Annotated in this window: 18 protein-coding genes; 11 read left to right on the forward strand and 7 right to left on the reverse strand. The window is 74.7% G+C overall.

Going from position 1 to position 23,349, the window contains the following annotated elements:
- Positions 1–80 precede the first annotated feature (80 nt).
- Positions 81–1,112, forward strand: a complete 1,032-nt coding sequence (locus PV796_RS23775) for a glycosyltransferase family 2 protein (RefSeq protein ID WP_274915386.1) — start codon at positions 81–83, stop codon at positions 1,110–1,112.
- A 179-nt stretch (positions 1,113–1,291) separates the two neighbouring features.
- Here PV796_RS23775 and PV796_RS23780 read toward each other — a convergent pair whose 3' ends face one another.
- The 3 genes from PV796_RS23780 to PV796_RS23790 all read right to left on the reverse strand — a co-directional run bounded on the left by PV796_RS23780 (position 1,292) and on the right by PV796_RS23790 (position 5,531).
- The gene (locus PV796_RS23780) at positions 1,292–3,064 is read right to left on the reverse strand and encodes an LCP family protein (RefSeq protein WP_274915387.1); all 1,773 of its coding nucleotides are present in this window, start codon (positions 3,062–3,064) and stop codon (positions 1,292–1,294) included.
- Positions 3,065–3,305: 241 nt separating this feature from the next.
- Complete coding sequence (locus tag PV796_RS23785) at positions 3,306–4,574, reverse strand: LCP family protein (protein WP_274915388.1); 1,269 nt, start codon at positions 4,572–4,574, stop codon at positions 3,306–3,308.
- 198 nt (positions 4,575–4,772) lie between these two features.
- Positions 4,773–5,531 carry a TIGR03089 family protein gene (locus tag PV796_RS23790; RefSeq protein WP_274915389.1) on the reverse strand — a complete coding sequence of 253 codons (759 nt, stop codon included), beginning with the start codon at positions 5,529–5,531 and terminating at the stop codon, positions 4,773–4,775.
- Between the two features lie 128 nt (positions 5,532–5,659).
- Here PV796_RS23790 and PV796_RS23795 point away from each other — a divergent pair, with 128 nt between their 5' ends.
- The 3 genes from PV796_RS23795 (at position 5,660) to PV796_RS23805 (ending at position 9,344) form a co-directional block, all read left to right on the forward strand.
- Complete coding sequence (locus tag PV796_RS23795; RefSeq protein ID WP_274915390.1) at positions 5,660–7,015, forward strand: peptidoglycan recognition protein family protein; 1,356 nt, start codon at positions 5,660–5,662, stop codon at positions 7,013–7,015.
- A gap of 269 nt (positions 7,016–7,284) precedes the next feature.
- Positions 7,285–8,367 (forward strand): nucleotidyltransferase family protein, encoded by a 1,083-nt coding sequence (locus PV796_RS23800; RefSeq protein WP_274915391.1) that lies wholly within the window; start codon positions 7,285–7,287, stop codon positions 8,365–8,367.
- Between the two features lie 71 nt (positions 8,368–8,438).
- Complete coding sequence (locus tag PV796_RS23805) at positions 8,439–9,344, forward strand: DNA-3-methyladenine glycosylase family protein (protein WP_274915392.1); 906 nt, start codon at positions 8,439–8,441, stop codon at positions 9,342–9,344.
- A 48-nt stretch (positions 9,345–9,392) separates the two neighbouring features.
- Here the strand turns inward: PV796_RS23805 and PV796_RS23810 are convergent, their stop codons facing one another.
- The 3 genes from PV796_RS23810 to PV796_RS23820 form a co-directional block, all read right to left on the reverse strand.
- Positions 9,393–10,739, reverse strand: a complete 1,347-nt coding sequence (locus tag PV796_RS23810; RefSeq protein WP_274915393.1) for a coenzyme F420-0:L-glutamate ligase — start codon at positions 10,737–10,739, stop codon at positions 9,393–9,395.
- Positions 10,736–11,695, reverse strand: coding sequence for a 2-phospho-L-lactate transferase (gene cofD / locus PV796_RS23815; RefSeq protein WP_274915394.1), 960 nt, complete (start codon positions 11,693–11,695; stop codon positions 10,736–10,738). Before cofD ends, PV796_RS23810 begins: the two co-directional genes overlap by 4 nt.
- A 113-nt stretch (positions 11,696–11,808) precedes the next feature.
- Positions 11,809–12,318 (reverse strand): cysteine dioxygenase, encoded by a 510-nt coding sequence (locus tag PV796_RS23820; protein WP_274915395.1) that lies wholly within the window; start codon positions 12,316–12,318, stop codon positions 11,809–11,811.
- 742 nt (positions 12,319–13,060) lie between these two features.
- Between PV796_RS23820 and PV796_RS23825 the strand changes: the two genes are divergently transcribed.
- The 3 genes from PV796_RS23825 (at position 13,061) to PV796_RS23835 (ending at position 19,009) form a co-directional block, all read left to right on the forward strand.
- The gene (locus tag PV796_RS23825; RefSeq protein ID WP_003983763.1) at positions 13,061–13,324 is read left to right on the forward strand and encodes a WhiB family transcriptional regulator; all 264 of its coding nucleotides are present in this window, start codon (positions 13,061–13,063) and stop codon (positions 13,322–13,324) included.
- A gap of 313 nt (positions 13,325–13,637) precedes the next feature.
- Positions 13,638–17,426, forward strand: coding sequence for a glycosyltransferase family 2 protein (locus PV796_RS23830; RefSeq protein ID WP_274915398.1), 3,789 nt, complete (start codon positions 13,638–13,640; stop codon positions 17,424–17,426).
- Positions 17,423–19,009 carry a DUF5719 family protein gene (locus PV796_RS23835; protein ID WP_274915399.1) on the forward strand — a complete coding sequence of 529 codons (1,587 nt, stop codon included), beginning with the start codon at positions 17,423–17,425 and terminating at the stop codon, positions 19,007–19,009. The genes PV796_RS23830 and PV796_RS23835 overlap by 4 nt, the downstream gene beginning before the upstream one ends.
- Positions 19,010–19,052: 43 nt before the next feature.
- Here PV796_RS23835 and PV796_RS23840 read toward each other — a convergent pair whose 3' ends face one another.
- Positions 19,053–19,511 (reverse strand): metallopeptidase family protein, encoded by a 459-nt coding sequence (locus PV796_RS23840; protein ID WP_274915400.1) that lies wholly within the window; start codon positions 19,509–19,511, stop codon positions 19,053–19,055.
- A gap of 279 nt (positions 19,512–19,790) precedes the next feature.
- Between PV796_RS23840 and PV796_RS23845 the strand changes: the two genes are divergently transcribed.
- From PV796_RS23845 to PV796_RS23860, 4 genes are all read left to right on the forward strand, one after another.
- Positions 19,791–20,237 (forward strand): DUF3499 domain-containing protein, encoded by a 447-nt coding sequence (locus PV796_RS23845; protein ID WP_274915401.1) that lies wholly within the window; start codon positions 19,791–19,793, stop codon positions 20,235–20,237.
- Positions 20,238–20,348: 111 nt separating this feature from the next.
- Positions 20,349–21,707 carry a phosphomannomutase/phosphoglucomutase gene (locus PV796_RS23850; protein WP_274915402.1) on the forward strand — a complete coding sequence of 453 codons (1,359 nt, stop codon included), beginning with the start codon at positions 20,349–20,351 and terminating at the stop codon, positions 21,705–21,707.
- 124 nt (positions 21,708–21,831) lie between these two features.
- Positions 21,832–22,065 (forward strand): Trm112 family protein, encoded by a 234-nt coding sequence (locus tag PV796_RS23855; RefSeq protein ID WP_274915403.1) that lies wholly within the window; start codon positions 21,832–21,834, stop codon positions 22,063–22,065.
- 43 nt (positions 22,066–22,108) lie between these two features.
- Positions 22,109–23,245 carry an SIS domain-containing protein gene (locus PV796_RS23860; protein WP_274915404.1) on the forward strand — a complete coding sequence of 379 codons (1,137 nt, stop codon included), beginning with the start codon at positions 22,109–22,111 and terminating at the stop codon, positions 23,243–23,245.
- The last annotated feature ends 104 nt before the right edge of the window (positions 23,246–23,349 follow it).

The following is a 23,349-nucleotide window of genomic DNA, read 5'->3' on the forward strand; positions in this document are numbered from 1 at the left end:
AAGCGGAATACCGCAGTCTCCCGGCGGGCGCCGCCGCCCTCTTCACGGCGGTTCACCGCGGGCCGTACCCCCGAGGAACCATGCCCCAGCAGCAGCTTCCGGCCGTCTCCGTGATCATGCCGGTGCTCAACGAGGAACGTCACCTGCGCAATGCGGTCCGGCACATCCTGGCTCAGGAGTACGCCGGCGAGATGGAGGTGGTGATCGCCCTCGGTCCGTCCGCGGACCGCACCGACGAGATCGCCGCGGAACTGGTCGCCGAGGACCCCCGGGTGCACACCGTGCCCAACCCCACGGGCCGCACCCCCGCCGCGCTGAACGCCGCGATCAAGGCGTCCCGGCACCCCGTCGTCGTCCGCGTCGACGGCCACGGCATGCTCTCGCCGAACTACATCGCCACCGCGGTGCGGTTGTTGGAGGAGACCGGCGCCGCCAACGTCGGCGGCATCATGCACGCCGAGGGCGAGAACGCCTGGGAGGAGGCGGTGGCCGCCGCGATGACCTCCCGGATCGGGGTGGGCAACGCCGCCTTCCACACCGGCGGCGCGGCCGGCCCCGCCGAGACGGTCTACCTCGGCGTCTTCCGGCGCGAGGTGCTGGAGCAACAGGGCGGCTACAACGAGGAGTTCATCCGCGCCCAGGACTGGGAGCTGAACTTCCGGATCCGCGAGGCCGGCGGGAAGGTCTGGTTCTCGCCGGAGTTGAAGGTCCAGTACCGGCCGCGGCCGAGCGTCAGGGCGCTGGCCAAGCAGTACAAGGACTACGGGAAGTGGCGGCACGTCGTGGCCCGTTACCACTCCGGGTCGATCAACCTGCGCTACCTCGCCCCGCCGACCGCGGTCTGCGCCATCGCGGCCGGCGTGGTGGTCGGCGTGGCCGTCACGCCCTGGGGCTTCGTCGTCCCGGCCGGCTACCTGGCCGCGATCGCCGCCGGTTCGCTGCCGGCCGGCAAGGGGCTGTCGCTGAAGGCCCGGGCGCAGATCCCGTTGGCCCTGGCGACCATGCACATGTCCTGGGGCACCGGCTTCCTCATCAGCCCGCGCGCGCTGGCCAAGAAGGTCATCGCCAGCCGGCGGCCGGCCGTCCAGGCGCCCGTGACGGCCGGGGAGTAGCGACGACGGAGCGGTGACCGCGGGAAGGGTGCGCGCCCCAACAGGGCGCGCACCCTTCGCGTCAGAGGACGCACCAGGCGCAGCGCGGTCGTTGACGACGACGGGCCCCCACCGCCAGGAACAGGCCCGGGGCGAGCGCCGTCCAGCGCGGCGCCCGGGGGCCTCGGCGGGCCGCCCGGCTACTTCGCGCAGATGTTCTTGTCACCTGCGCTGACGTGCTGCACCCCGTCCGGGGTTTCGTCCGGCGCCTCGATCGGTGAACCCGGCGCGGTGAAGTCCTTGCCCAGCACCAGCTTCATCGGGACCCGCGCGCCGGCGTCCGCGCCGGTCTTCTTCAGCGCGCTCTTGGGCAGCCCCATCCACTCGGCCAACGTGGCGGCCTGGTCGGCCTGGTTGGGCGCGTACTCCAGCCGCGTCGCGGCCAACTTCTCCGGCGCGTTGCCGGCGTTGGTGGACAGCCGCGCCGCCTTGGAGTTCTGCAGCCAGTCCACGGTCTCCTGGGCCGCGCCGAACGGCCCGCCCCCGTTGGACACATCGACCCGCACCAGCTCCGGCGGTGCCTTCTTCACCGGCGCCGCGTCCTTCTTCGCGCCGCCGCCCTTCCCGGCCCCCTTGGCCAACGGGTGGTCCTGCTGCACCATCTTGAACAGCGGATCGGCCTTGGCGGTGTCCAGCACGACGGTCGCCTTGTCCCGCGGGTTGTCCAGCACCGGGACGGTGGCGAAGGTGATCTTCTCCAGGTCCACCTGCTTCAGGTCGTTGCCGAAGCCCAGCAGCTTCGACGCGCTGCCGATGCCGGTGTCCACCGTCAACGCCTTGGTCGCCGCCTGCGCCACGTCCAGCAGCTTCCCCGGGCTGCTGAACGTGCTCGACTTCAGCTTCCGGATCAGCGACCCGACGAACTGCTGCTGCAACTCGATCCGGCTCAGGTCGCTGCCGGTGCCCACCGCGTGCCGGGTCCGCACGAACGCCAGCGCCTGCTCGCCCTTGACCACGTGCCGACCGGCCGTCAACTTCAGGTGCGACTTGGGGTCGTTTATGTCCTTGCCCGCGCACACCTCGACGCCGTCCACCGCGTCCGAGAGGTCCTTGACGGCGTTGAAGTCCGCCATCATGAAGTGGTTGACCTTCAGCCCGGTCAGCTTCTCCACGGTGCGCCAGGTGCAGCCCGGGTCCCGACCCTCCTGGCCCAGGCTGGTGTTGAACCGCACCTGCTGCTGCCCGGGGATGACCTTGGTCGAGCCGTCCGGCTGCTTCGTCGGGCAGTCCGGGATGTCGGTGATCAGGTCGCGCGGGATGCTCAACGCCGAGGCGTTGGAACGGTCCTTGGAGACGTGGATCAGGATCGTGGTGTCCGCGTGCCCGAGGCTGCCGGTGTCGCCGTAGCCGGTGTCGCCCTTGCCGGTGCGCGCGTCGGTGCCGATGACCAGGAGGTTCACCGGGCCGTCGGTGACCGCCGAGTTCTCCTCGCCGACGTCAACCTTCTTGATGTTGCCGTCCAGTTGCTGGAGGAGGACGTACGCGGTGCCGCAGCCGGCGACGAGGACGAACCCCACCACCCCGGCCGTCCAGTACAGCGCCTTCCGCTTCGCCGACCTCTTCGGCTTGGGCCGCCGCCGGCCCGCGGCGGCGCCGGCCACCGCCGCGCTCCCGGACCGGGCCGCGGCCCGGCGTGCCGCCCGTCCGCCCTTCGGGGCCTCGTCGTCGCCGTCCGTCTCGGCCTTCTGGCCGGCCCGTTGGACCGGTAGCGGACGGGTGTCGGTGTCACCGTCCGCCGCGCCGGGATCCCCCTCGGCACGTCTGCCGGGCGCCTTGCGGTCGACGGGCCGAGCCGGGCCCCGACCCGACGGGTCGAGCCGCAACTCGTAGTTGCCGGTGTTCGGATCGAACACCCACTGATCAGCGGGGTCGACGTTGTTGTCGCCCGCCTGCCCACGGCCTTGCGCGTCCACGGTGCCTTGAGTCCTCCGTCGGTACCACGCGGCGCCATCCCCTCAAGGCGCTCGGTCGATCGTGCGATACGTGGTTCGGTACTTGGGTCTTTTCGGTACTTGGTACTTGGTCATCGGTCAGCTGGTCGGGCGGACCGGATCGCTCACACTATCCGCCCAGTTCGGCGTCGGGCGACGCGCGTGACAAATTCCACGTTCCTACAACTGGGCAATCCGCCCATTCCCTTCGCCGCCGGCGCGGTTATTCGCAGCCGCCGCGTTCCGCGGTACTTCCGGGAAAGGACGGCACCGAACTCGCCCCCGGCGCCGGCCGTCCGCCGCGCCCGGACGGCTTGTCGTCCGCGGCGGTGCGGGCGGGATCCGGCGCCACCGCGACCGGTCGATCCTTGCGCAATTGCGCGAACAACCGGTCCGCGTCGGGCTGCACCAGTTGATCGCGATTCGGGTCGCTGGGGTACGCGGTGCGCGGCACGGTCAGAAACTGCACCCGCGAGGTGGGAATGGAGCGCATGCTCCGGACCAATTCGTACATCCCCCGAAGCGAAGCCAGTCCGGCATCGGTCGTGAGCGAACTCGTCGCGGCATCCATCACCGGATACAGCCGCATCGGATTGAGCAGCACGCCATTGCTCTGCACTTTCTTCACCAATGCGGCCAGGAACTGCTGTTGCCGCGCCATCCGTTGGGTGTCGCTGCCGTTGCCCAGGCTCTTGCGGGCCCGCACATAACCGAGCGCCGCCTCCCCGCCCAACGTCTGCCGACCGGCCGGCAACGACACGTGCGCCTCCTCGTCCCGGATGGGCCGCGCCAGGCACACCTGGACGCCGTGCACCGCGTCCACCATGTTCTTGAAGCCGATGAAGTCCACGATGATGTGGTGGTCGATCCGGATCGAGGTCATCCGCTCCACCGTGCGGATCGCGCAGGCCGCCCCGCCGTAGGCGAACGCCCAGTTGAACTGCACCACTTGGGGCGCCGACTCCGACCCGTCGGACCGCCGGCAGTGCGGCACCTGGGCCATCAGGTCGCGCGGGATGCTCACCGCGGTGGCGCTGCGCCGGTTCGCCGCCAGGTGCAGCAGGATCGTGGTGTCCGAGCGCTGGGTGCCGGTGTCCTCCCCGTACGCGCCGTTCCCGCCGCCCCGGTTGTCGGAGCCGATCAGCAGGATGTTCTGCGCGTTCTTCGGGCCCGCCGGCGGCCGCTCCGACTCGTACTTCTCCAACTCCCGTTCGGTCGCGCTGTCGGCCCGGATGTTGCCGTTGAGCCGGGCCCAGATCGCCCAGCCCAGCCCGGCCGAGGCGAGCACCGCGACGATCAGCGCCAGCGCCGCGGCCCGCAGCCAACGGTGATGCCGCGGTGGTGGGGTGCGCGGCGGCCCCGGCCGGTCGGACGCCAGGCGGCCGACGGGCCGCGCGGGCCACCCGGGGAACTGCGCCGGCCGCCCGGCGCCCGGTGCCCCGCGCCCGCGACGGCGACCGCGTTCGGGCGGGATGTCGGGGCTCTCGGTCACGTGGGCGTCTCCCTCGCGGAAGTCGGCGGGGCGCTCCGCGCCGGGCACCGTCGGGGAGGAGACCGCCGGACCCCGCGCCGGGGAGTGACGCACGCACGGCGCGTACGTACACCGAGCATGGCCCCCGCCGGGCGGACCGGCCCGCCCGGCGGGAATCCGCCTGCGCCGGACGGGGGAGCGGGCGGCCCGACCGCCCTTTTAGGAACGCGGCGCGGTGAAGGTCACCTTCTCGGTGGCCGCCCGGGCCGCCAGCGCCTCGTCGGCCGCCCGCTCCGGGTGCCGGCAGAGCACCACCGAGCCGCCCGCCGCCAGCGGCGCGTACAGCCCGAACGACAGCCCCCGCCAGGTGTCGTACGCCAGCCCCGACAGCACCCGGGGCGCCGCCGGCAACCCGGCCGCCGCGGCGTCGGCCAGCGCCCGCCGACCGATCCCGGCACCGGTCAGCTCCTCGCCGTCGACGACCAGCGCCGGCGCCCCCGGATCCACCGGCACGAACGGGGCGAACCGGTCGCCCTGGCCCGGGACTTCCACCGCGTAGTCCGCGAAGCCCGCCGGCGGCTGCGGGAACCGGCCGCCCAACGGGCGCAGCGCCAGCGCCACCCGCTCCCCGGAACAGGCCCGCGCCGCATCGAGGGTGTCGGGGCCGCTGACGACCAGGTCGGCCGCGCCCGGGTCGCCGCCGACGTCCGCGACCACCCCCACCGAGGCGCAGGCCAGCAGCCACACGGCGGTCTGCCAGTGCGCGGGCAGCAGCAGCGCGAGCCGGTCGCCGGGCTCGGCGGCCAGATCGCCCTGGAGGTAGTTGGCGGTCTTCGCCACCCAATTGGCGAAGGTCGCGACGGACAGTTCCACCCGCTCGCCGGTGGCGTCGTCGTAGAAGGTCAGCAGCGGGCGGCCCGGGTCCGCGGCCAGCGCGGAACCCAGCAGGTCGGCAGGGGTGCGATCGGTGGCGTTCATCGGCGCCAGGGTACGCGCGGCGGCCGCCGACGGTCAGTCCGGTGGCGGCGCGGCCGGGCCACCGGTTCGGCCGATGCCCCGTCAGACCAGCGATGGCGGGCGGCCCTCGGCCGTGCCCAGGATTTCCCATGCGCCCCTTCCTCGCGACCTGCCTCGGCGCCGCGTGCACGGCCGCCCTCGCCCTGCCCCCCGCCCCGGCCGCCGCGCGCCCCGCCGCCGCGCCCGGCACGGCGCGGGCCCGTGGCCTACCGGGCGCCACCCAGTCACTCCCGTTGGACGCCCTCGGCCGGGCCGCCCCGCGCACCTCGGCCGCCCCACGGCGGCCCGTCGTCCGGGAACTGACGACCCGCAGGGTGCGCCCGTTCTCCCTCGTCGGCGTCGTCTGGGACGACGCCTCGGTGGCGCTCCAGGGCCGGGCCCAGGTCCGCACCCGGGCCCGCGGCAGTGGCACCTGGTCCGGCTGGCAGGAGCTGACCAACGCCAGCGACGACGCCCCCGACCCGGGTGCCGAGGAGGCCCGCGACGGCAGCGCGGCGCGCGGCAGCACCGCCCCGCTGTGGGTCGGCGCCAGCGACGCGGTCCAACTGCGCCTCACCCTCACCCCGGGCACCGACCCGGCCAAGGGCGCCGACGCCGCGTCCGTCGCCGTGCGCGCCCCCGTCGTCCTGCCGCACGGCCTGCGGCTCGAACTCGTCGACCCCGGCCCCAACACCTCAGCCCTGCGCGGCGAACCGCCCGTCAGCCCCGAGGCCGCCGCCAGCTCCGCCGCCAACGCGCCGCTGGCCGCACCGGGCGCCACCGAGATCCCCGCCGCCGACCAGGCCGCCGCCCGGGCCGACATCGCCGCCGCCGGCGAACCCACCCCCAACGGGCCGGCGTACATCGGCGCCCGCCCCCGCATCGTCACCCGGGCCGGCTGGGGCGCCGACGAACGGCTCCGCGAGGCCCGCTTCGTCTACACCCACGCCGTCCGCGCCGCCTTCGTCCACCACAGCGCCACCGGCAACAACTACACCTGCGCGCAGGCCCCTTTGGTGATCCGCGCGCTGTACCGCTTCCACGTCAAGAGCAGCCACTGGCGCGACATCGGCTACAACTTCCTGATCGACAAGTGCGGAACCGTCTACGAGGGCCGCGCCGGCGGCGTCGCCAAGCCGGTCCTCGGCGCGCACACCCTCGGCTTCAACAACGACAGCACCGGCATCGCCCTGCTGGGCACCTTCCAGAAGACCGCGCCGCCGCCGCCCGCCGTCGAGGCGCTCGGCCGGCTGGCGGCCTGGAAACTGGGCCTGCACAGCGCCGATCCGCGCGGCAGCACCCCGATGACGTCCACCGGCGGCAACCTCTACCGCAAGGGCATGGTCGTCCGACAGCACGTCATCTCCGGCCACCGGGACGGCTTCAAGACCGAATGCCCCGGTGCCCTGCTCTACGCCGACCTCCCGGCGATCCGCCAGACCGCGGCCCGCCTCCAGGGCCGCTGACGACCGCACACCGGACCGTCGACAACGCTCCCCGCCACCCGGCCCCGTTCGCCGTGAAACTCGTCACCCGCCGGTCACTTCGCCGTCATCCGCGGCACTGAACCGATCGCCGCCCCGGCCCGTCCTAGGGACCGCAAACGCCCCCGCCGGACCCCGCCGGACCCGTCGCCCGGCTCCCGTCCCGGCGTCCCGCCGAGGGCGGCCGGCGGACCGTCTGCCTACACTGGTCCGCCCACCGGCCGACCACCCCACAGCGAACTGAGGACACAGTGACCGAAGCGATCCTCCTGGTCGGCGGCAAGGGCACCCGGCTGCGCCCGCTGACGGTGCACACGCCCAAGCCCATGGTCCCGGCCGCCGGCGTGCCCTTCCTCACCCACCAGCTCGCGCGCGCCCGCGCCGCCGGCGTCGAACACGTCGTGATGGCCACGTCCTACCTCGCCGAGGTCTTCGAGCCGTACTTCGGCGACGGCTCCGCGCTCGGCCTGCACCTCGAATACGTCACCGAGGTCGAGCCCCTGGGCACCGGCGGCGCCATCCGCAACGTCGCCTCGCGGCTGCACTCGGCCCCCGACGACCCGGTGCTGATCTTCAACGGCGACATCCTCACCGGCCTCGACATCCGCGCCCTGGTCGACACCCACCGCACCGCCGGTGCCGACGTCTCCCTGCACCTCACCCGCGTCGAGGACCCGCGCGCCTTCGGGCTGGTCCCCACCGACGACACCGGCCGGGTCACCGCCTTCCTGGAGAAGCCGCAGACCCCCGAGGAGATCGTCACCGACCAGATCAACGCCGGCGCCTACGTCTTCAACCGGTCGGTCATCGACACCATCCCCACCGGCCGCCCGGTCTCCGTCGAGCGCGAGACCTTCCCCGGCCTGCTCGCCGACGGCGCCCACCTCCAGGGCATGGTCGACTCCACCTACTGGCTGGACCTCGGCACCCCGCAGGCGTTCGTCCGCGGCTCCGCCGACCTGGTCCAGGGGCGCGCCCCGTCCCCGGCCGTCCCCGGCCGCTGCGGCGACCGCCTGGTCCTGGAGGGCGCCGAGGTCGCCCCGGACGCCAAGCTGACCGGCGGCACCGCCGTCGGCCCCACCGCCCGGATCGGGGCCGGCGCCCAGGTGGACGGCAGCACCGTCCTGGACGGCGCGGTCATCGAGGAGGGCGCCCGGATCCACGACTCGCTGATCGGCGCCGGGGCCCGGATCGGGGCCCGTACCGTCCTGGACGGCGCGGTGATCGGCGACGGCGCGGTGGTCGGCGCCGACAACGAACTGCGCGGCGGCATCCGCATCTGGTGCGGCGCCGAGATCCCGGCCGGCGCGGTCCGCTTCTCCTCCGACCAGTGACGACGGGCCGTCGACCGGCGGCCCGTCCACAGCCGGGACCGGGCCCGCGCCCGATCGCCTAACCTGGCCCCATGCCCGCCCGCACCTGGGTACCGCCCGGCCCGTACGACCTGCACCGCACCCTCGGGGTGCTGCGCCGCGGCCCCGGCGACCCCGCGTTCGCGGTCCGCGGCGACGAGGTCTGGCGCGCCTCCCGCACCCCCGCCGGCCCCGGCACCCTGCGCCTGGTCGCCCGCCCCGCCGAGGGGACGGTCGCGGCGACGGCCTGGGGCCCGGGCGCGCAGTGGCTGCTGGAGAAGCTGCCGGAGCTGCTGGGCGAGTGCGACGAGCCGGAGCAACTGACCGCCCGGCACCGGGTCGTGCACGAGGCGCGCCGCCGCCACCCCGGCGTCCGGCTCGCCCGCACCGGCCTGGTCCTGGAGTCGCTGATCCCCTCGGTGCTGGAGCAGAAGGTCACCAGCGACGAGGCCTACCGCGCCTGGCGGTTGCTGCTCCAGCGGCACGGCACGCCCGCCCCCGGCCCCTGGGACCGGCTGCGGGTGATGCCCGACCCGCGCGCCTGGGCGCTGATCCCGTCCTGGGAGTGGCACCGCGCGGGCGTCGACGCCAAGCGGTCGTCGGCGATCGTGCGCGCCGTCCGGGCCGCGGCGCGGATGGAACAGGCCGCGTCGATGGAGCTCGCCGACGCCACCCGCCGGCTGACCGCGATCCCCGGCATCGGCCCGTGGACGGCCGCCGAGACCCTCCAGCGCGCCCTGGGCGCCCCCGACGCGCTCACCGTCGGCGACCTGCACCTGCCGAACATCATCGGCTATGCGCTGACCGGCCGCCGCGGCACCACCGACGAGGAGATGCTCAAGCTCCTCGCGCCCTACGAGGGCCAACGGCACCGCGCGGCCCGGCTGATCCTGCTCTCCGGCCTCGTCCCGCCGCGCCGCGCCCCACGCTTCCCGGTGGGCGACATCGCCCGGCTGTGACCGGGGCGGCGCCGCCCACCGCGCGCGGCGTCTGCGGACGGTGACGCGTCAGCGGACGGTGACGAAGCCGTCCACCGGCCGCGCCGGCCGCTCCCGGGGCGGCGCCGCCGGCCGCCCGATCGCCACCGCCCCCATCGGCTCCCATTCCGCCGGCAGTTCCAGCACCTCCCGGACCACGTCCCGGCAGAACATCGTCGAGGAGATCCACGCCGACCCCAGCCGCTCACCGGCCAGCGCCACCAGGAAGTTCTGGATGCCCGCGCCGTGCGCGACGACGAACATCTCGCGCTCGGCGGCGGCGCGCCGCGCGTCCGGGTAGGCGTGCGACCCGTCCAGCACCATGCACGGCACCGCCAGGTACGGCGCGTTGCGCAGCACGTCGCCGCGGCGCACCCGCTTGGCGATGGACTCCTGCGACTTCCCGTCCGCGCGCAGGTCCGCCACCCAGGCGTCCCGCATCGCGTCCAGCAGCCGGGTCCGGGATTCCGCCGACTCCAGCAGGACGAACCGCCACGGCGCGGTGTGGTGCGGCGCTGGCGCGGTCAGCGCCGCCGCCACCGCGCGCCGCACCGCGCCCGGGTCCACCGGATCGTCGGTGAACTCCCGCACCGTGCGCCGCAGCGTCACCGCCTCCCGTACGGCCTCGGAGGTGCCCAGCCGGAACATGTCGTTCTCGGCGTCGCGCACCAGCGCCCGGGCCCCCGGCACCTCCCCCTCGTCGGTCTCCGCCTCCTCGGCCACGACGTGCGGCAGCCCGCGCACCACCGCCACCGGCAGCGCGGTCGCCTTGCCCTTCACCAGGTCGCCCGCGGCGGTCAGTTCGTCGGCGGTGGCCACGATGGTGGCGCTGAGCGGATTGCCGTACGCGTCGGTGCCGCCGCGCAGGTCGTCCAGGACCCGCACCCCGGCCGCCCCGATGGCGACGTCGGTGAGCCCGCTGCGCCACGGCCGCCCGAAGGTGTCGCTGATCAGCACCCCGACGTCCACGCCGAGCGTCTCGCGCAGCCCGGCGCGCAGCGCGCGGGCCGAGGCGTCGGCGTCCAGGGGCAGCAACAGCACCGTGCCGGCAGGGGTGTTGGAGGCGTCCACGCCGGCCGCGGCCATCACCAGACCCTGGGGGTTCTCCACGATCCGCAGGGTGCCGCGGCGGGCCACCACCCGCACCGTCTCGGAGTCGATCGCCGCCTCGCGGTCGGTGGCCTCGATGATCCGCCCCTCGGCCTTGCTGACGATCTTCGAGGTGACCACCACCACGTCGCCGTCGGCGAGTTGGGTCGCGCCCTCGGCCGTCGTGGCGGCCGCGATCAGCTTCACGAGGTCGTCGCCCGGCCGCACCTCGGGGATCCCCGGCAGTGCCCACACCCGGTAGCCGGGCTCCGGAGCCGTCCCGGTCATGCCCGCACCTCCGCGGCCAGCGCCAGCGCCTCGCGGGCCATCGCCGCGGTCGCGTCCAGGTCGGTCATCATCAGCGGCACCGCCCGGCAACGGATCCCCGCCGCCTCGACCTCGGCCACCGCGCCGGCGTCCACGTCATCCACGAGCCAGCCGTCCAACAGGCCCGCGCCGTAGTGCTGGGCCACCGCCGCCGCGGTCGACCGGACGCCGACCGCCTCCAGCACCTTGTCCGCCATCCCGCGCACCGGCGCGTCCCCGACGATCGGCGACAGCCCGACGACCGGCGCCCCGGACGCCGCGACGGCCTCCCGGACGCCCGGCACGGCCAGGATCGTGCCGACGCTGACGACCGGGTTGGACGGCGGGAAGAGGATCACGTCGGCCTCGGCGAGCGCCTCCAGCACGCCGGGCGCCGGCTTGGCCTCCTCGGCGCCGACCGGCACCACGGCCAGCGCCGGCACCGAGGCCCGCATCCGCACCCAGTACTCCTGGAAGTGCACCGCCTTGCGCTCGCCGTTCTCGTCCTCGACGGCCACATGGGTCTCGACCCGGTCGTCGGACATCGGCAGCAGCCGCACGCCCGGCTGCCAACGGTCGCAGAGCGCCTCGGTGACGGCGCTCAACGGATAGCCGGCGCCCAGCATCTGGGTCCGCACGATGTGGGTGGCGAAGTCCCGGTCGCCCAGCCCGAACCACTCCGGCCCGACGCCGTACGCGGCCAACTCCTCCTTCACCCGGAACGTTTCGTTGGCCCGTCCCCAGCCCTGGTCCTCGTTGATGCCGCCGCCGAGCGTGTACATCACGGTGTCCAGGTCCGGACACACCTTCAGCCCGAACAGATGGATGTCGTCACCGGTGTTGCCGATGACGGTGACGTCCGCGTCCGGAGCCGCTGCCTTCAGTCCCCGCAGAAAGCGGGCGCCGCCGATACCGCCGGCCAGAACCACAATGCGCATGCCCATAAGCATGTCAGCCGCCGGCCGAGTCCTTGAGGGGGATGGGGTTTCCCCTTTGCCCGGACGGAGTTGGGAGCTTGGGGAAGGCCGGACCACGGACCGGGCGCGGGGCGTCAGTTGGCCGCGGGCTCCTGCGCGGGGGCCGCCCCGGCCGGACGGAGGCGGCCGCGCGGACGCATCGGCATCTCGGTCAGGCCCGGGAAGTAGACGTGCAGGCTGACGGCCGGCACCAGCGCGTCGTTGACGACCTCGTGGACGTAACCGGGGGCGAAGACCTGCTGGTTCCCGGCCGTCAGGCCGCGCGGCCCGTCCGCGGTGTGCTCGGTCAACTCGCCCTCCAGGACGGTCAGTACGCCCGACGACGGCCCGTGATCGTGCCGGCCGCTGCCCTGCCCGGGCAGCCAGCTCAGCAGCCACACCTCGTACTGGGGGCCGGTGCGCAGCCGGTGGTACCAGCGGGTGGTGGCGTCGTAGCGGACCAGGGGTGCCCAGGCGTCGCGGTCGGCGGCGATCGAGCGGGCCAGGCCCGCGAAGCCGGCGACGGTGCTGGGGTGGGCGGGGACGGGCGGCAGCAGGTGGGGGATGGCGAGCGGGTCGCCGGCGATCTGGACGTCGCTGTTCATGGACGGGTTCCTCGGCGGGAGTGCTGGGCGTACGCGCGAAACCCCGCGGGGCGGGGCGGGAGAGGGTGCGGCACGGCGCGGGCCGTTTCCTTGTGGGGGCACGGCGCGGTGGTCGCGGAGAAGCGGTGCGCTGCGGGTGCCTCCCAGCGGTGGCTGGGGGAGGGGTGTTCCGAGCGCGGCGGCTGGAGCTCAGTGGCTACGACAGCTCGAACAGCGACAGCGGGCCTGCACGGCGCAGAGGGACCCGTAGGAGCGGGTCAGTCGGTGCGCGGAGGTCGCTGGCATGCGGACAAGGAGACACGGGGCGGCAGCGCGATGTCAAACGGAGGGCGCGGGGGTCGGCGGCGTTCACCTCATCCGGTTACGCCGTTCGGAGAAAGGTTTGTGCGACCCCCGGTGAGGAGAAGCGGACCAGCATCCGCACCCGGGGCGGCCGTTGTAGAGCTGTGACCCCGCTGTGATCTTCCCCGCTCTGGCGCGCGAAGTGCAACGCAAAAGGTGTCCGGTGGCGTCTCACTCGGTGAGAAGGAGGCCACGGGTTGATTGCCCGGTGAAGTGTCCTAGTTTTGGATGATTTGAACACTTTCCGCATACGCTTGGTTCCGCAGAGTGAATAAGAGGCCCAATAGCAGATCTCGGCTTGACTGGCCCGGATCAGCACACTTGTAATTTCACTCGTGTCGTTCAGCCGATTTCGATCACGGCTTGATCACGGGGACGTAAAGACAGACGAGGGGCGCACATGACCGAGCTGTTCCAGGAATTGCTGGTCGAGGAGGCGGACGAGGAGCTCGGCTGGCAGGAGCGCGCACTGTGCGCCCAGACCGACCCCGAGTCCTTCTTCCCGGAAAAGGGTGGCTCCACCCGCGAGGCCAAGAAGGTCTGCCTCGCCTGCGAAGTCCGGTCCGAGTGCCTCGAATACGCCCTCGCCAACGACGAGCGCTTCGGTATCTGGGGCGGTCTGTCCGAGCGCGAGCGCCGCCGCCTGAAGAAGGCCGCCGTCTGACCGTGGCAGCCCAGCACCCCGCACCCCGCGGCCGTGCCGACCGCGCCGCCGCACCTCTCCAACTCCCCATATCCACCTATACCGAACGCACCGCCTCCGGCGCCCTGTCCGCCGGAGGCGGTTTGCTGTGTACGGAGCCGATCGGTGCCCCGTCGCGAACCATTAGTGTGGGGCCCCGTCCGAGACACGCCCGCACCGCCGGCGCGGGGTGCGCGTGTCCCTCGTAGTCCGTCGCAGTGTCTTCCGGGGGCGGGGGCCTTGAGCGACTTCGCCGCGGGCCCCGAACTCCCGGGTCCGGAGGGCCCGTACCTCGATGTCCGTGCACAGCCAGTCGGCGGCCCAGTCCGCCCCCTACGCAACCGCCGCACCGGAGTTCCCGCGGCACGTCGTCACCGCCGTGATCGTCTCGCACGACGGCGGCCGCTGGCTGCCCGACGCGCTCGCCGGGCTGCTCGGCCAGGAGCGACCGGTGCAGAACGTCATCGGCGCCGACACCGGTAGCGCGGACGACTCCGCCCAACTCCTCGCCGAGGCGATCGGCGACGACCGCGTGCTCCACCTCGCCCGCCGCTCCGGATTCGGCACCGCCGTCGACGAGGCGGTGCGCACCGCCCCGGTCCTCGGCCCCGACGACCTGCCCTACCTGCGCCGCCCCAGCGGCTGGGACCCCGTCAGCCGCACCTGGCACGACGAGGCGTACGACCTGCCGGAACTCCCGCACGGGGAACCGGTCCAGTGGCTGTGGCTGCTGCACGACGACTGCGCGCCGGCGCCCGACGCGCTCGCCGAGCTCCTGCGGGTCGCCGACGCCAGCCCGTCCACCGCCGTCGTCGGCCCCAAGCTGCGCAGCTGGTACGACCGCCGGCAGTTGCTCGAAGCGGGCGTCAGCATCGCCCGCAGCGGCCGGCGTTGGACCGGGCTGGACCGCCGCGAGCAGGACCAGGGCCAGCACGACCAGGTCCGCCCGGTCCTGTCCGTCTCCACCGCCGGCATGCTCATCCGCCGCGACGTCTACGAGCAGTTGGGCGGCTTCGACCGCCGGCTGCCGCTGATGCGCGACGACGTCGACCTGTGCTGGCGCGCCCAGGCCGCCGGCCACCAGGTGCTCATCGCCCCCGACGCGGCGCTGCGGCACGCCGAGGCCGCCGCCCGCGAGCGCCGCCCCATCGACTGCGTCGGCCGCTCGGTGGCCAGCCCGCACCGCGTCGACAAGGCCGGCGCCGTCTACGCCCTGCTCGCCAACACCCGTGGCGCGCTGCTCCCGTACACCCTGCTGCGGCTGCTGATCGGCACGCTGCTGCGGGTCGTCGCCTACCTCGTCGGCAAGGTCCCCGGGCAGGCCCTGGACGAACTCGCCGGACTCTTCGGCACGTTGCTGCGCCCGGGGAAGATCCTCGCGGCCCGTAAGCGACGCGGGAAGCCGACGGTCGACGCGGGCGAGCTGCGCTCGCTCTTCCCGCCGCCCGGCGCGACCGTCCGCGCCACCGTCGAACAGGTCGCCGGCAACCTCGCCGGCCGGGCCGCCCCCGACGTCGCCTCCGCCGGCCGGCACGGCGCGGTGGAGTCCGGGCCCGGCGGCGACGACGCCGACTACCTGGAGATCGAGCAGTTCGCGCGGCTCAAGCGGATCGCCCGCCGCCCCGCGCCGGTGCTCTTCCTCGTCCTGCTGGTCGTCTCGCTGATCGCCTGCCGGGGGCTGCTCGGCGGCGGTTCGCTGGTCGGCGGCGCCCTGCTGCCGGCGCCCGGCGGCCTCGGCGCGCTGTGGTCCTCGTACGTCGACAGTTGGCACCCGGTCGGCGTCGGCGACACCGCCGCGGCGCCGCCCTACCTCGCCGTGCTCGCCGCGCTCTCCTCGCTCTTCCTGGGCAGCACCGGCTTCACCCTGACCCTGCTGCTGGTCTGCTCGGTGCCGCTGGCCGGCCTCACCGCCTACTTCGCCTCCCGCCCCCTCGTCGCCTCCCGGCTGCTGCGGGCCTGGGCGAGCATCGCCTACGCCTTCCTGCCCGCCGCCACCGGCGCGCTCGCCGGCGGCCGCCTGGGCACCGCCGTACTGGCCATCCTGCTGCCCCTGATGGCCCGCGCGGCGGTCGCCGCCAGCGGGCTGCGGCTGGCTCCCGGCACCCGGCCCAGTTGGCGGGCCGCCTGGGCGTACGCGCTGCTGGTCACCGTCACCACCGCCTTCACCCCGATCGTCTGGCCGATCGCGGTGCTGCTCGGGGTGGGCCTTCTGGTGCTGCGGTTCCTGGACGGCAACCGCGGCCTGTTGGTGCCCTACCTGCTGCGGTTCCTGGCCGTGGCGCTCGCCCCGCTCGTGGTGCTGGCGCCCTGGTCGCTGTCGCTGCTCGCCAACCCGTCGCGGTTCTTCCGCGAGGTCGGCCTCGACTACGGTGCCGGCTCCGCCTCCGTCCTGAACCTCATCGGGATCAGCCCCGGCGGCCCCAAGGCCGTCGGCGGGTTGCTGCTCCTCGGCGTCGTGCTGGCCGCCCTCGGCGCGACCCTGCGCGACGCCCGGCAGAGCGCGATCCGCACCGCCTGGGCGGTCGCCCTCGTCGGACTGCTGTGCGCGGCGCTCGGCAACGGCTCCGGCTGGACCGGCCCGGCCCTGCTCGTCTACGGCCTGGCGCTGCTGTGCGCGGCCGCCCTCGGTGCCGAGGGCATCCGCACCCGGATGACCGCGCTCGGCTTCGGCTGGAAGCAGCCGGCCGCCGTGCTGATCGCCCTGGCCTGCCTGATCGCCCCGCTCTACGCGGCGGTCAGCTGGATGATCACCGGGGCCGCCGGCCCGGTCCAGCGGCGCGACGCCACCCAGGTCCCGGCGTTCGTCGCCGAGGAGTCCACCACCACCGACCGGGCCCGCACCCTCGTCCTGGACGGCACCCCCGGCCACGTCGACTACTCCCTCGTGCGCGGCGCCGGCGCCCAGCTCGGCGACGCGGACCTGGCCGCCGAGGCCGGCCCGGACGCCCGCCTGGACGCTGTCGTCGCCCACCTCGTCGCCGGCTCCGGCGCCGACCAGACCGACCGGCTCGGCGGCTACGCGGTCCGCTACATCCTGGTCCGCAAGGGCGCCCCGCGGGAGATGGGCCGCGTCCTGGACGCCACCCCGGGCCTGACCCGGCTCAGCCAGGAGGACGGCAGCGCCCTGTGGCGGGTCGACCAGCGCGTCTCCCGGATCGCGATCGTGCCCGGCCCGACCAAGGAGGGCACCGCCAGCGGTGACGCCGTCGCCCCCGTCCCGGTGCCGGCCGGGCCGGTCGACGCGCACACCACCAAGGTGCCGGCGGGGCCCGCCGGCCGGATCCTGCGGATCGCGGACGCCGCCGACGACGGCTGGCACGCCTCCCTCGACGGCACCCCGCTCAAGCCGGTCACCGTCGACGGCTGGGCCCAGGGCTTCCAACTGCCGTCCAACGGCGGCCGGTTGGACCTCACCCACGACAACCCCCTCGGCCACACCCTCTGGCTGTGGGCGCAGGGCCTGCTGGCGCTCGTCCTGGTCGTGATGGCGCTGCCGGGACGCCGGCGGGAGATCGACGACGACCTGCCCGAGGAGGCCCCCGCGGCCGTGGTCACCGCCCCGGTCGCGGGGGAGGGGCGCCGGGCCCGCCGGCTGCGCGCCCAGGCCGAGGCCGCCGGCACCGCCGCCCAGGCCACCGACATCCCGGCCGCCCGCAGCGCCGAGGAGCCGCCGGCCGCCGCGCCGGCCCCGGACCCGACCCCGGTCGTCGACCCGTATGCCGCGGTCCCGCCGCAGCCCTCCTACGAGGGCTGGGCCCCCGCCCCGGACCCGGCCGCCGACCAGCAGCCCTACGCCCCGATGGCCGACCCGTACCAGCCCGGCTACTACGACGGCCAGCAGCAGCCCGCGCCGGCCGACCCCTACCAGGCGGGCGGCTACCAGTCCGGCGGCTACGCGACCGACCCGTACCAGGCGGGCGCCTACGACCCGTACGGCTACGGCCAGCAGTCGCCCTACCCCGACGCCGGGCCGGTGGAGCAGCCCCAGCACCCCGAGCAGCCCCAGCACCCGCAGCACTACGACGGCACGACGTACCCCGGCGCCTTCCCCGAGCCGCGCCGTGACGGGAGCGACCAGCAGTGAAGCGCACCATCCTGTCCCTGACCGCCGCGGCCGCCGCGCTGGCCGCGGTCACCGGCGTCGCCGCGGTCGCGGCCCCCGGCGACGGCACCACCGCGGCCCCCACCAGCGGCACCCGGCTGCCCGTCCAGCGGTCCACGCTGGTGTGCCCGGCGCCCAGCTCCTCGGAGGTCGCCGACACCACCTACACCGCCTTCGCGCCCCCGGGGGCGGCGGCCGGCGCGGACACCAAGAAGGGCACCGCCCAACTCCGGCCCACCGGGACGCTCGCCGACAGCCACGGCAACCCGGCCGGCAAGGGCGGCAAGGACGCCAAGGGCAAGGGCGGCGCGGTGGACCAGGGCGGGGCGCCGGCGACCGTGCCGCCGGCCGACAGCAAGCCGCTGGTGCCCCTCCAGGAAGCCGGCAAGCCCGTCACCGCCAGCACCGACAGCGCCAACGCCCCCGCCCTGGCCGGCTCCGCCGACGGCGTGCTGGCCCCCGGCTGGACCGTCCAGCAGACCACCAGCATCGCCGCCGGCTCCGGCCGCGGCCTCCAGGGCCTGAGCTGCACCGCCCCCGACACCCAGTTCTGGTTCCCCGGCGTCAGCACCGCCGCCGGGCGCACCGACTACGTCCACCTCACCAACCCCGACAGCGCGCCGGCCGTCGTCGACCTCGAAATGCGCGGCAAGGACGGCCCGTTGACCGGCAGCGGCGGTGGCGAGGACATCACCGTGCCGCCGCACACCACCGTCCCGGTGCTGCTCTCCACCCTCACCAGCGGCCCCGCCGACGGCGCCGCGCTGCACGTCACCGCCCGCTCCGGCCGGGTCGGCGCCGCCGTCCAGGCCGCCGACGCCAAGAGCGGCGGCGACTGGCTGCCGCCCGCCGCCGACCCGGCCCCCGAGGCCGTCCTCCCCGGCATCCCCTCCGACGCCACCGACGTCCAGCTCGTCGCCGTGGCCCCCGGCAACTCCGACGCCGACCTCAAGGTCCAACTGGCCACGCCCACCGGCCTGATCACCCCGACCGGCCTCGACAGCCTGCACGTCAAGAGCGGGATGACGGCCACCGTCGACCTCAAGGACGTCACCAAGGGCGAGGCCGGCTCGCTGGTCCTCACCCCCAGCGGCGACGGTTCCGCGGCGCCCATCGCCGCGGCGCTGCGGGTCGTCCGCGGCAAGGGCGACAACCAGGAGATGGCGTTCATCCCGGCGACCCGGCCGATCGAGGCCCGCGGCACCGCCGTCGACAACCGCGCCAAGGGCAGCACGCTCACCCTCGTCGCCCCCCAGAAGGGCAAGGACGCCAAGGTGAAGGTCACCGCGTCGGCCGGCAGCGGCGGCGGCACCCCGACCAGCAAGACGTACACGGTCAAGGGCGGCACCAGCCTCGCCGTCCAGCCGCCGCAACCGACGGGCCTGAAGGGCTCCTACGCGCTGACCGTCGAGCCCCAGTCCGGCAGCGGCCCGGTCTACGCGGCCCGGATGCTGGAGGTCCCGCAGGGCGGGCTGCCCGCCTTCACCATCCAGCCGCTGCCCGACGACCGCGGCTCGGTGCTCGTCCCGACCGCCGGCCAGGACCTGTCCCTGCTCGCCCGCTGACGGCCGATCACCGCCCCTCAGCGGCGACACCCGCGCCGCCGGCTCACTCCTGCCCGTAGCGCGGGTCCACCGACTCCGGCGCGAGCCCCAGCAACTCGGCGACCTGTTCGACGACGACCTCGTGCACCAGCAGCGCCCGCTCGTCGCGGCCCTTCGTGCGGATCTCCACCGGCCTGCGGTAGATCACGATCCGATCGCGATATTCGTCGCCGGCCGGCAGCACCCGACCCAGCGGCACGACGTCGTCCTCCAGGAGCGGATCCGCCCCGCCGTCCAGCCCGAACCCCGGCACCTCCAGCACCAGGAAGTCGACCTGTGCGAGCTGCGGCCAGCGCCGCTCCAGCCGGTCCCGGGAGTCGTAGACCAGGTCCGCGAACGCGTCGCCGCGGCTCACCGACAGCGGCACCTGGGGAGGGGCGATCGGGCCGCGCATGCCACGGCCGTGGCGGTCGCGGCGCCGGGGCCGGGGCTCCGCAGGACGGGGAGGTACGGGGCTGTCCATCAGATCGAGCGTAGCCCTCCGGGGACGACCGGCACGGCGTTGTGCGACAACTCGCCACTTGTCGCCGGCTGACCGGACCAGACCCGGTTCGGTCCGTTTGCCGCACCGCATCCGACCGCCCAACTCCCGCGGTCCGACGCGGAATGACATGAAATGCACTACCTGGTGATGGGATGCCCTCGGGATCCCGCCCACCGCACGGCCTCGGCGGTCACCTCCGTACCGCCCCCCGGCCGGGGGGTGCAGGTCAGACGCATCGGACGAAGCGGGACGACACGGTTGGGTGAGCCGAGGGAGAGTCGTCGCGGCCCGCTCAAGAGTGCGGTACCGTCCAACGTCGTGAGCCCTGTACGTCGCTGTTCGCGCACTGCGTGCGGCCGCCCCGCCGTCGCAACGCTGACGTACGTCTATGCGGACTCGACCGCCGTGCTCGGACCGCTCGCCACCTACGCCGAACCGCACTGCTACGACCTGTGCGCCGAGCACTCCGAGCGGTTGACCGCCCCCCGTGGCTGGGAGGTCGTCCGCCTCGCCATCGACCCCGGACCCGCGCGCCCCAGCGGCGACGACCTCGAAGCGCTGGCCAACGCCGTCCGCGAGGCCGCCCGCCCCCAGGAGCGCGCCGCCGGCGGCACCGACACCCCCACCCCCACGGGCCGCGACGGCCACCCCATGGAGGTCGCCCGCCGCGGCCACCTCCGGGTCCTGCGCTCGCCCGACTCCTGAGCACCGGGCCGTCACCGGCCCGCCCGCCCCCGTACCCGGCTGGTTCACGGCCCCCGTACAGAACGTACGGGTAGGTTTGTGACCCCCCGTAGGCGACCCCAGGAGGCTGGCGTGACTGACCTGTCGCAGATCGTGAAGGCGTACGACGTGCGCGGTGTGGTCCCCGACCAGTGGGACGAGGCGCTGGCCGAGCTCTTCGGCGCGGCCTTCGTCCAGGTCACGGACGCCGACGCGATCGTCATCGGCCACGACATGCGGCCCTCCTCGCCCGGCCTGTCCCGCGCCTTCGCCCGTGGTGCGGCCGCCCGCGGCGTCGACGTCACCGAGATCGGCCTGTGCTCCACCGACGAGCTCTACTACGCCAGCGGCGCCCTGGACCTGCCCGGCGCGATGTTCACCGCCTCGCACAACCCGGCCCAGTACAACGGCATCAAGCTGTGCCGGGCCGGCGCCGCCCCCGTCGGCCAGGACACCGGCCTCGCCGACATCCGCGCGCTGGTCGAGCGCTGGACCGAGCAGGGCGCCCCCGAGCCGGCCGCCCGCCCCGGCACCGTCGCCCGGCGCGACGTCCTCGCTGACTACGCCGCCCACCTGCGCTCCCTGGTGGACCTCACCGCCATCCGCCCCCTGAAGGTCGTGGTGGACGCCGGCAACGGCATGGGCGGCCACACCGTCCCCACCGTCTTCGAGGGCCTGCCCCTCGACCTCGACGCCCTCTACTTCGAGCTGGACGGCTCCTTCCCCCACCACGAGGCCAACCCGCTCGACCCCAAGAACATCACCGACCTCCAGGCCCGCGTCCGCGCCGTCGGCGCCGACCTCGGCCTCGCCTTCGACGGCGACGCCGACCGCTGCTTCGTCGTCGACGAGAACGGCGACCCGGTCTCCCCGTCCGCCATCACCGCCCTGGTCGCCGCCCGCGAACTGGCCAAGCACCCCGGCGGCACCGTCATCCACAACTGCATCACCTCCTGGTCCGTCCCGGAGGTCGTCAAGGAGCACGACGGCGCCCCCGTCCGCACCCGCGTCGGCCACTCCTTCATCAAGGCCGAAATGGCCCGCACCGGCGCCATCTTCGGCGGCGAGCACTCCGCCCACTACTACTTCCGCGACTTCTGGAACGCCGACACCGGCATGCTCGCCGCCCTCCACGTCCTCGCCGCCCTCGGCGAACAGGCCGGCCCGCTGTCCCAGCTCGTCGCCCAGTACGACCGCTACGCCGCCTCCGGCGAGATCAACAGCACCGTCGACGACCAGGCCGGCCGCCTGGCCGCCCTCAAGGCCACCTACGAAGGCCGCGACGGCATCGCCCTCGACGAGCTCGACGGCCTCACCGTCACCGCCGCCGACTGGTGGTTCAACGTCCGCCCCTCCAACACCGAGCCGCTGCTCCGCCTCAACGCCGAGGCCCGCGACCGGGCCACCGTCGACCGCATCCGCGACGAGGCCCTCGCGATCATCCGCGGCTGACCCACCGCCACCCACGGGAGGGCCGGCCGCCCGGCCCTCCCCGCAGCCCCACCCCTCCGGGCAAGCCCCGGCCCCCACTCCGGCGGTACGCTGGCCACGCCGCAACCACGCCGAAGGAGCCCCGATGCCGGTCGACGCCAGCCTGATCCAGATCCTCGCCTGCCCGGCCTGCCACGCCCCGCTGGAGGACCGCAGCGCAGCCTCCCACCCGTCTCCCGCCACCACCCCGGGCGGAGACCCTTCGGGTCCGGCGTCTGATGCGGAGCTGGTCTGCACCTCCGGCGCCTGCGGCCTCGCCTACCCGGTCCGCGACGGCATCCCCGTCCTCCTCGTCGACGAAGCCGTCCGCCCCGCCTGACCCGGCACCACCCGCCCCGCCGGCGATCGGAGGCCGCGCCACCATGCTCGACGAGTCACTCCTCGACGCTCCCGAGGCGCTGGCCGGCGCCGACCGCTTCGGCCTGCTGCGCGGCGTCGCCGAATCCGGCGCCCGGGTCCGCACCGCGGCCCGCAGCGCCGCCGAGTCCGGCATCCCCGAGCTGACCCCCGACGGCCGCCCGCGCGCCGTCCTGGTCGCCGGCCCCAGCCCGGCCGCCGCCGGCGTCGCCGACCTGCTGCGCGCCCTCAGCGGCGGAAGCTGCCCGGTCAGTCTCATCCAGCCCACCGGCGTCGCCCCCGTCCCCGGTGCGCTGCGCTGGACCCTCCCCGGCTGGGCCGGCCCCCTCGACCTCCTCCTCGTCGCCGGCCCCGACGCCGCCGACCCCGGCCTCGCCGAACTCGTCGAGCAGTCCTACCGCCGCGGTTGCGCGGTCGTCGCCGTCACCCCCGCCGGCGGCCCGCTCGCCGACGCCGTCGTCCAGGCCCGCGGCCTGGCCGTCCCGCTGGCCACCACCGACTACGACGCCGAGTTCGACGTCGAGGGCGCCCCGCCGGCCGCCCCCGGCACCCTCTGGTCCGTCCTCATCCCGCTGCTGGTGCTCGCCGACCGGATCGGCCTGATCAGCGCCTCCGTGGACGACATCGGCAAGCTGGCCGACCGCCTCGACCAGGTCGCCGAGCGCTGCGGCCCGGCCATCCCCACCTACACCAACCCCGGCAAGACCCTCGCCGCCGACCTCGCCGACGCGCTCCCGCTCATCTGGACCGAGGGCCTGATCGCCGGCGCCGTCGGCCGCCACTTCGCCACCGAACTCGCCGGACTGGCCGGCCGCCCCGCCCTTGCCGCCGACCTCCCCGAGGCGCTCACCACCCACCGCGCGCTGCTCGCCGGCGCGTTGGCCGCCGGCGCCGACCCGGACGACTTCTTCCGCGACCGCGTCGAACAGCCCGCCGCCCTGCACGCGCGGGTCGTCCTGCTCCGCGAGGACGCACCCGGCCCGCTCTCCGCCACCCGCGCCGCCCAGGAGCTCGCCGACGAACGCGACACCCCCCTCAGCGCACTGGAGCCGACCGCCGGCAGCGACCTGGAACGCGCCGCGGAACTCCTCGCCATCGCCGATTTCGGCGCCGTTTACCTGGCGCTCGCCGGCACCGAGTGATCATGGCTCCGGTGGGGCCCGCGGCAGACGGCCCGGCCCCGAGCTCTTAGGGAGCAGGGCCCCGCGCCCCACCGGACCGCCCACGCCACGTCAGGAAGCAGCCG

It is taken from the genome of Streptomyces sp. WZ-12, assembly GCF_028898845.1.
Classification (GTDB): domain Bacteria; phylum Actinomycetota; class Actinomycetes; order Streptomycetales; family Streptomycetaceae; genus Streptomyces.

Excerpts from the sequence above, each read along its gene's own strand:
- PV796_RS23775 (WP_274915386.1), top strand. The coding sequence starts at position 81 with ATGCCCCAGCAGCAGCTTCCGGCCGTCTCCGTGATCATGCCGGTGCTC.
- PV796_RS23790 (WP_274915389.1), bottom strand. The coding sequence starts at position 5,531 with ATGAACGCCACCGATCGCACCCCTGCCGACCTGCTGGGTTCCGCGCTG.
- PV796_RS23795 (WP_274915390.1), top strand. The coding sequence starts at position 5,660 with ATGCGCCCCTTCCTCGCGACCTGCCTCGGCGCCGCGTGCACGGCCGCC.
- PV796_RS23805 (WP_274915392.1), top strand. The coding sequence starts at position 8,439 with ATGCCCGCCCGCACCTGGGTACCGCCCGGCCCGTACGACCTGCACCGC.
- PV796_RS23810 (WP_274915393.1), bottom strand. The coding sequence starts at position 10,739 with ATGACCGGGACGGCTCCGGAGCCCGGCTACCGGGTGTGGGCACTGCCG.
- cofD (WP_274915394.1), bottom strand. The coding sequence starts at position 11,695 with ATGCGCATTGTGGTTCTGGCCGGCGGTATCGGCGGCGCCCGCTTTCTG.
- PV796_RS23820 (WP_274915395.1), bottom strand. The coding sequence starts at position 12,318 with ATGAACAGCGACGTCCAGATCGCCGGCGACCCGCTCGCCATCCCCCAC.
- PV796_RS23825 (WP_003983763.1), top strand. The coding sequence starts at position 13,061 with ATGACCGAGCTGTTCCAGGAATTGCTGGTCGAGGAGGCGGACGAGGAG.
- PV796_RS23830 (WP_274915398.1), top strand. The coding sequence starts at position 13,638 with ATGTCCGTGCACAGCCAGTCGGCGGCCCAGTCCGCCCCCTACGCAACC.
- PV796_RS23840 (WP_274915400.1), bottom strand. The coding sequence starts at position 19,511 with ATGGACAGCCCCGTACCTCCCCGTCCTGCGGAGCCCCGGCCCCGGCGC.
- PV796_RS23855 (WP_274915403.1), top strand. The coding sequence starts at position 21,832 with ATGCCGGTCGACGCCAGCCTGATCCAGATCCTCGCCTGCCCGGCCTGC.
- PV796_RS23860 (WP_274915404.1), top strand. The coding sequence starts at position 22,109 with ATGCTCGACGAGTCACTCCTCGACGCTCCCGAGGCGCTGGCCGGCGCC.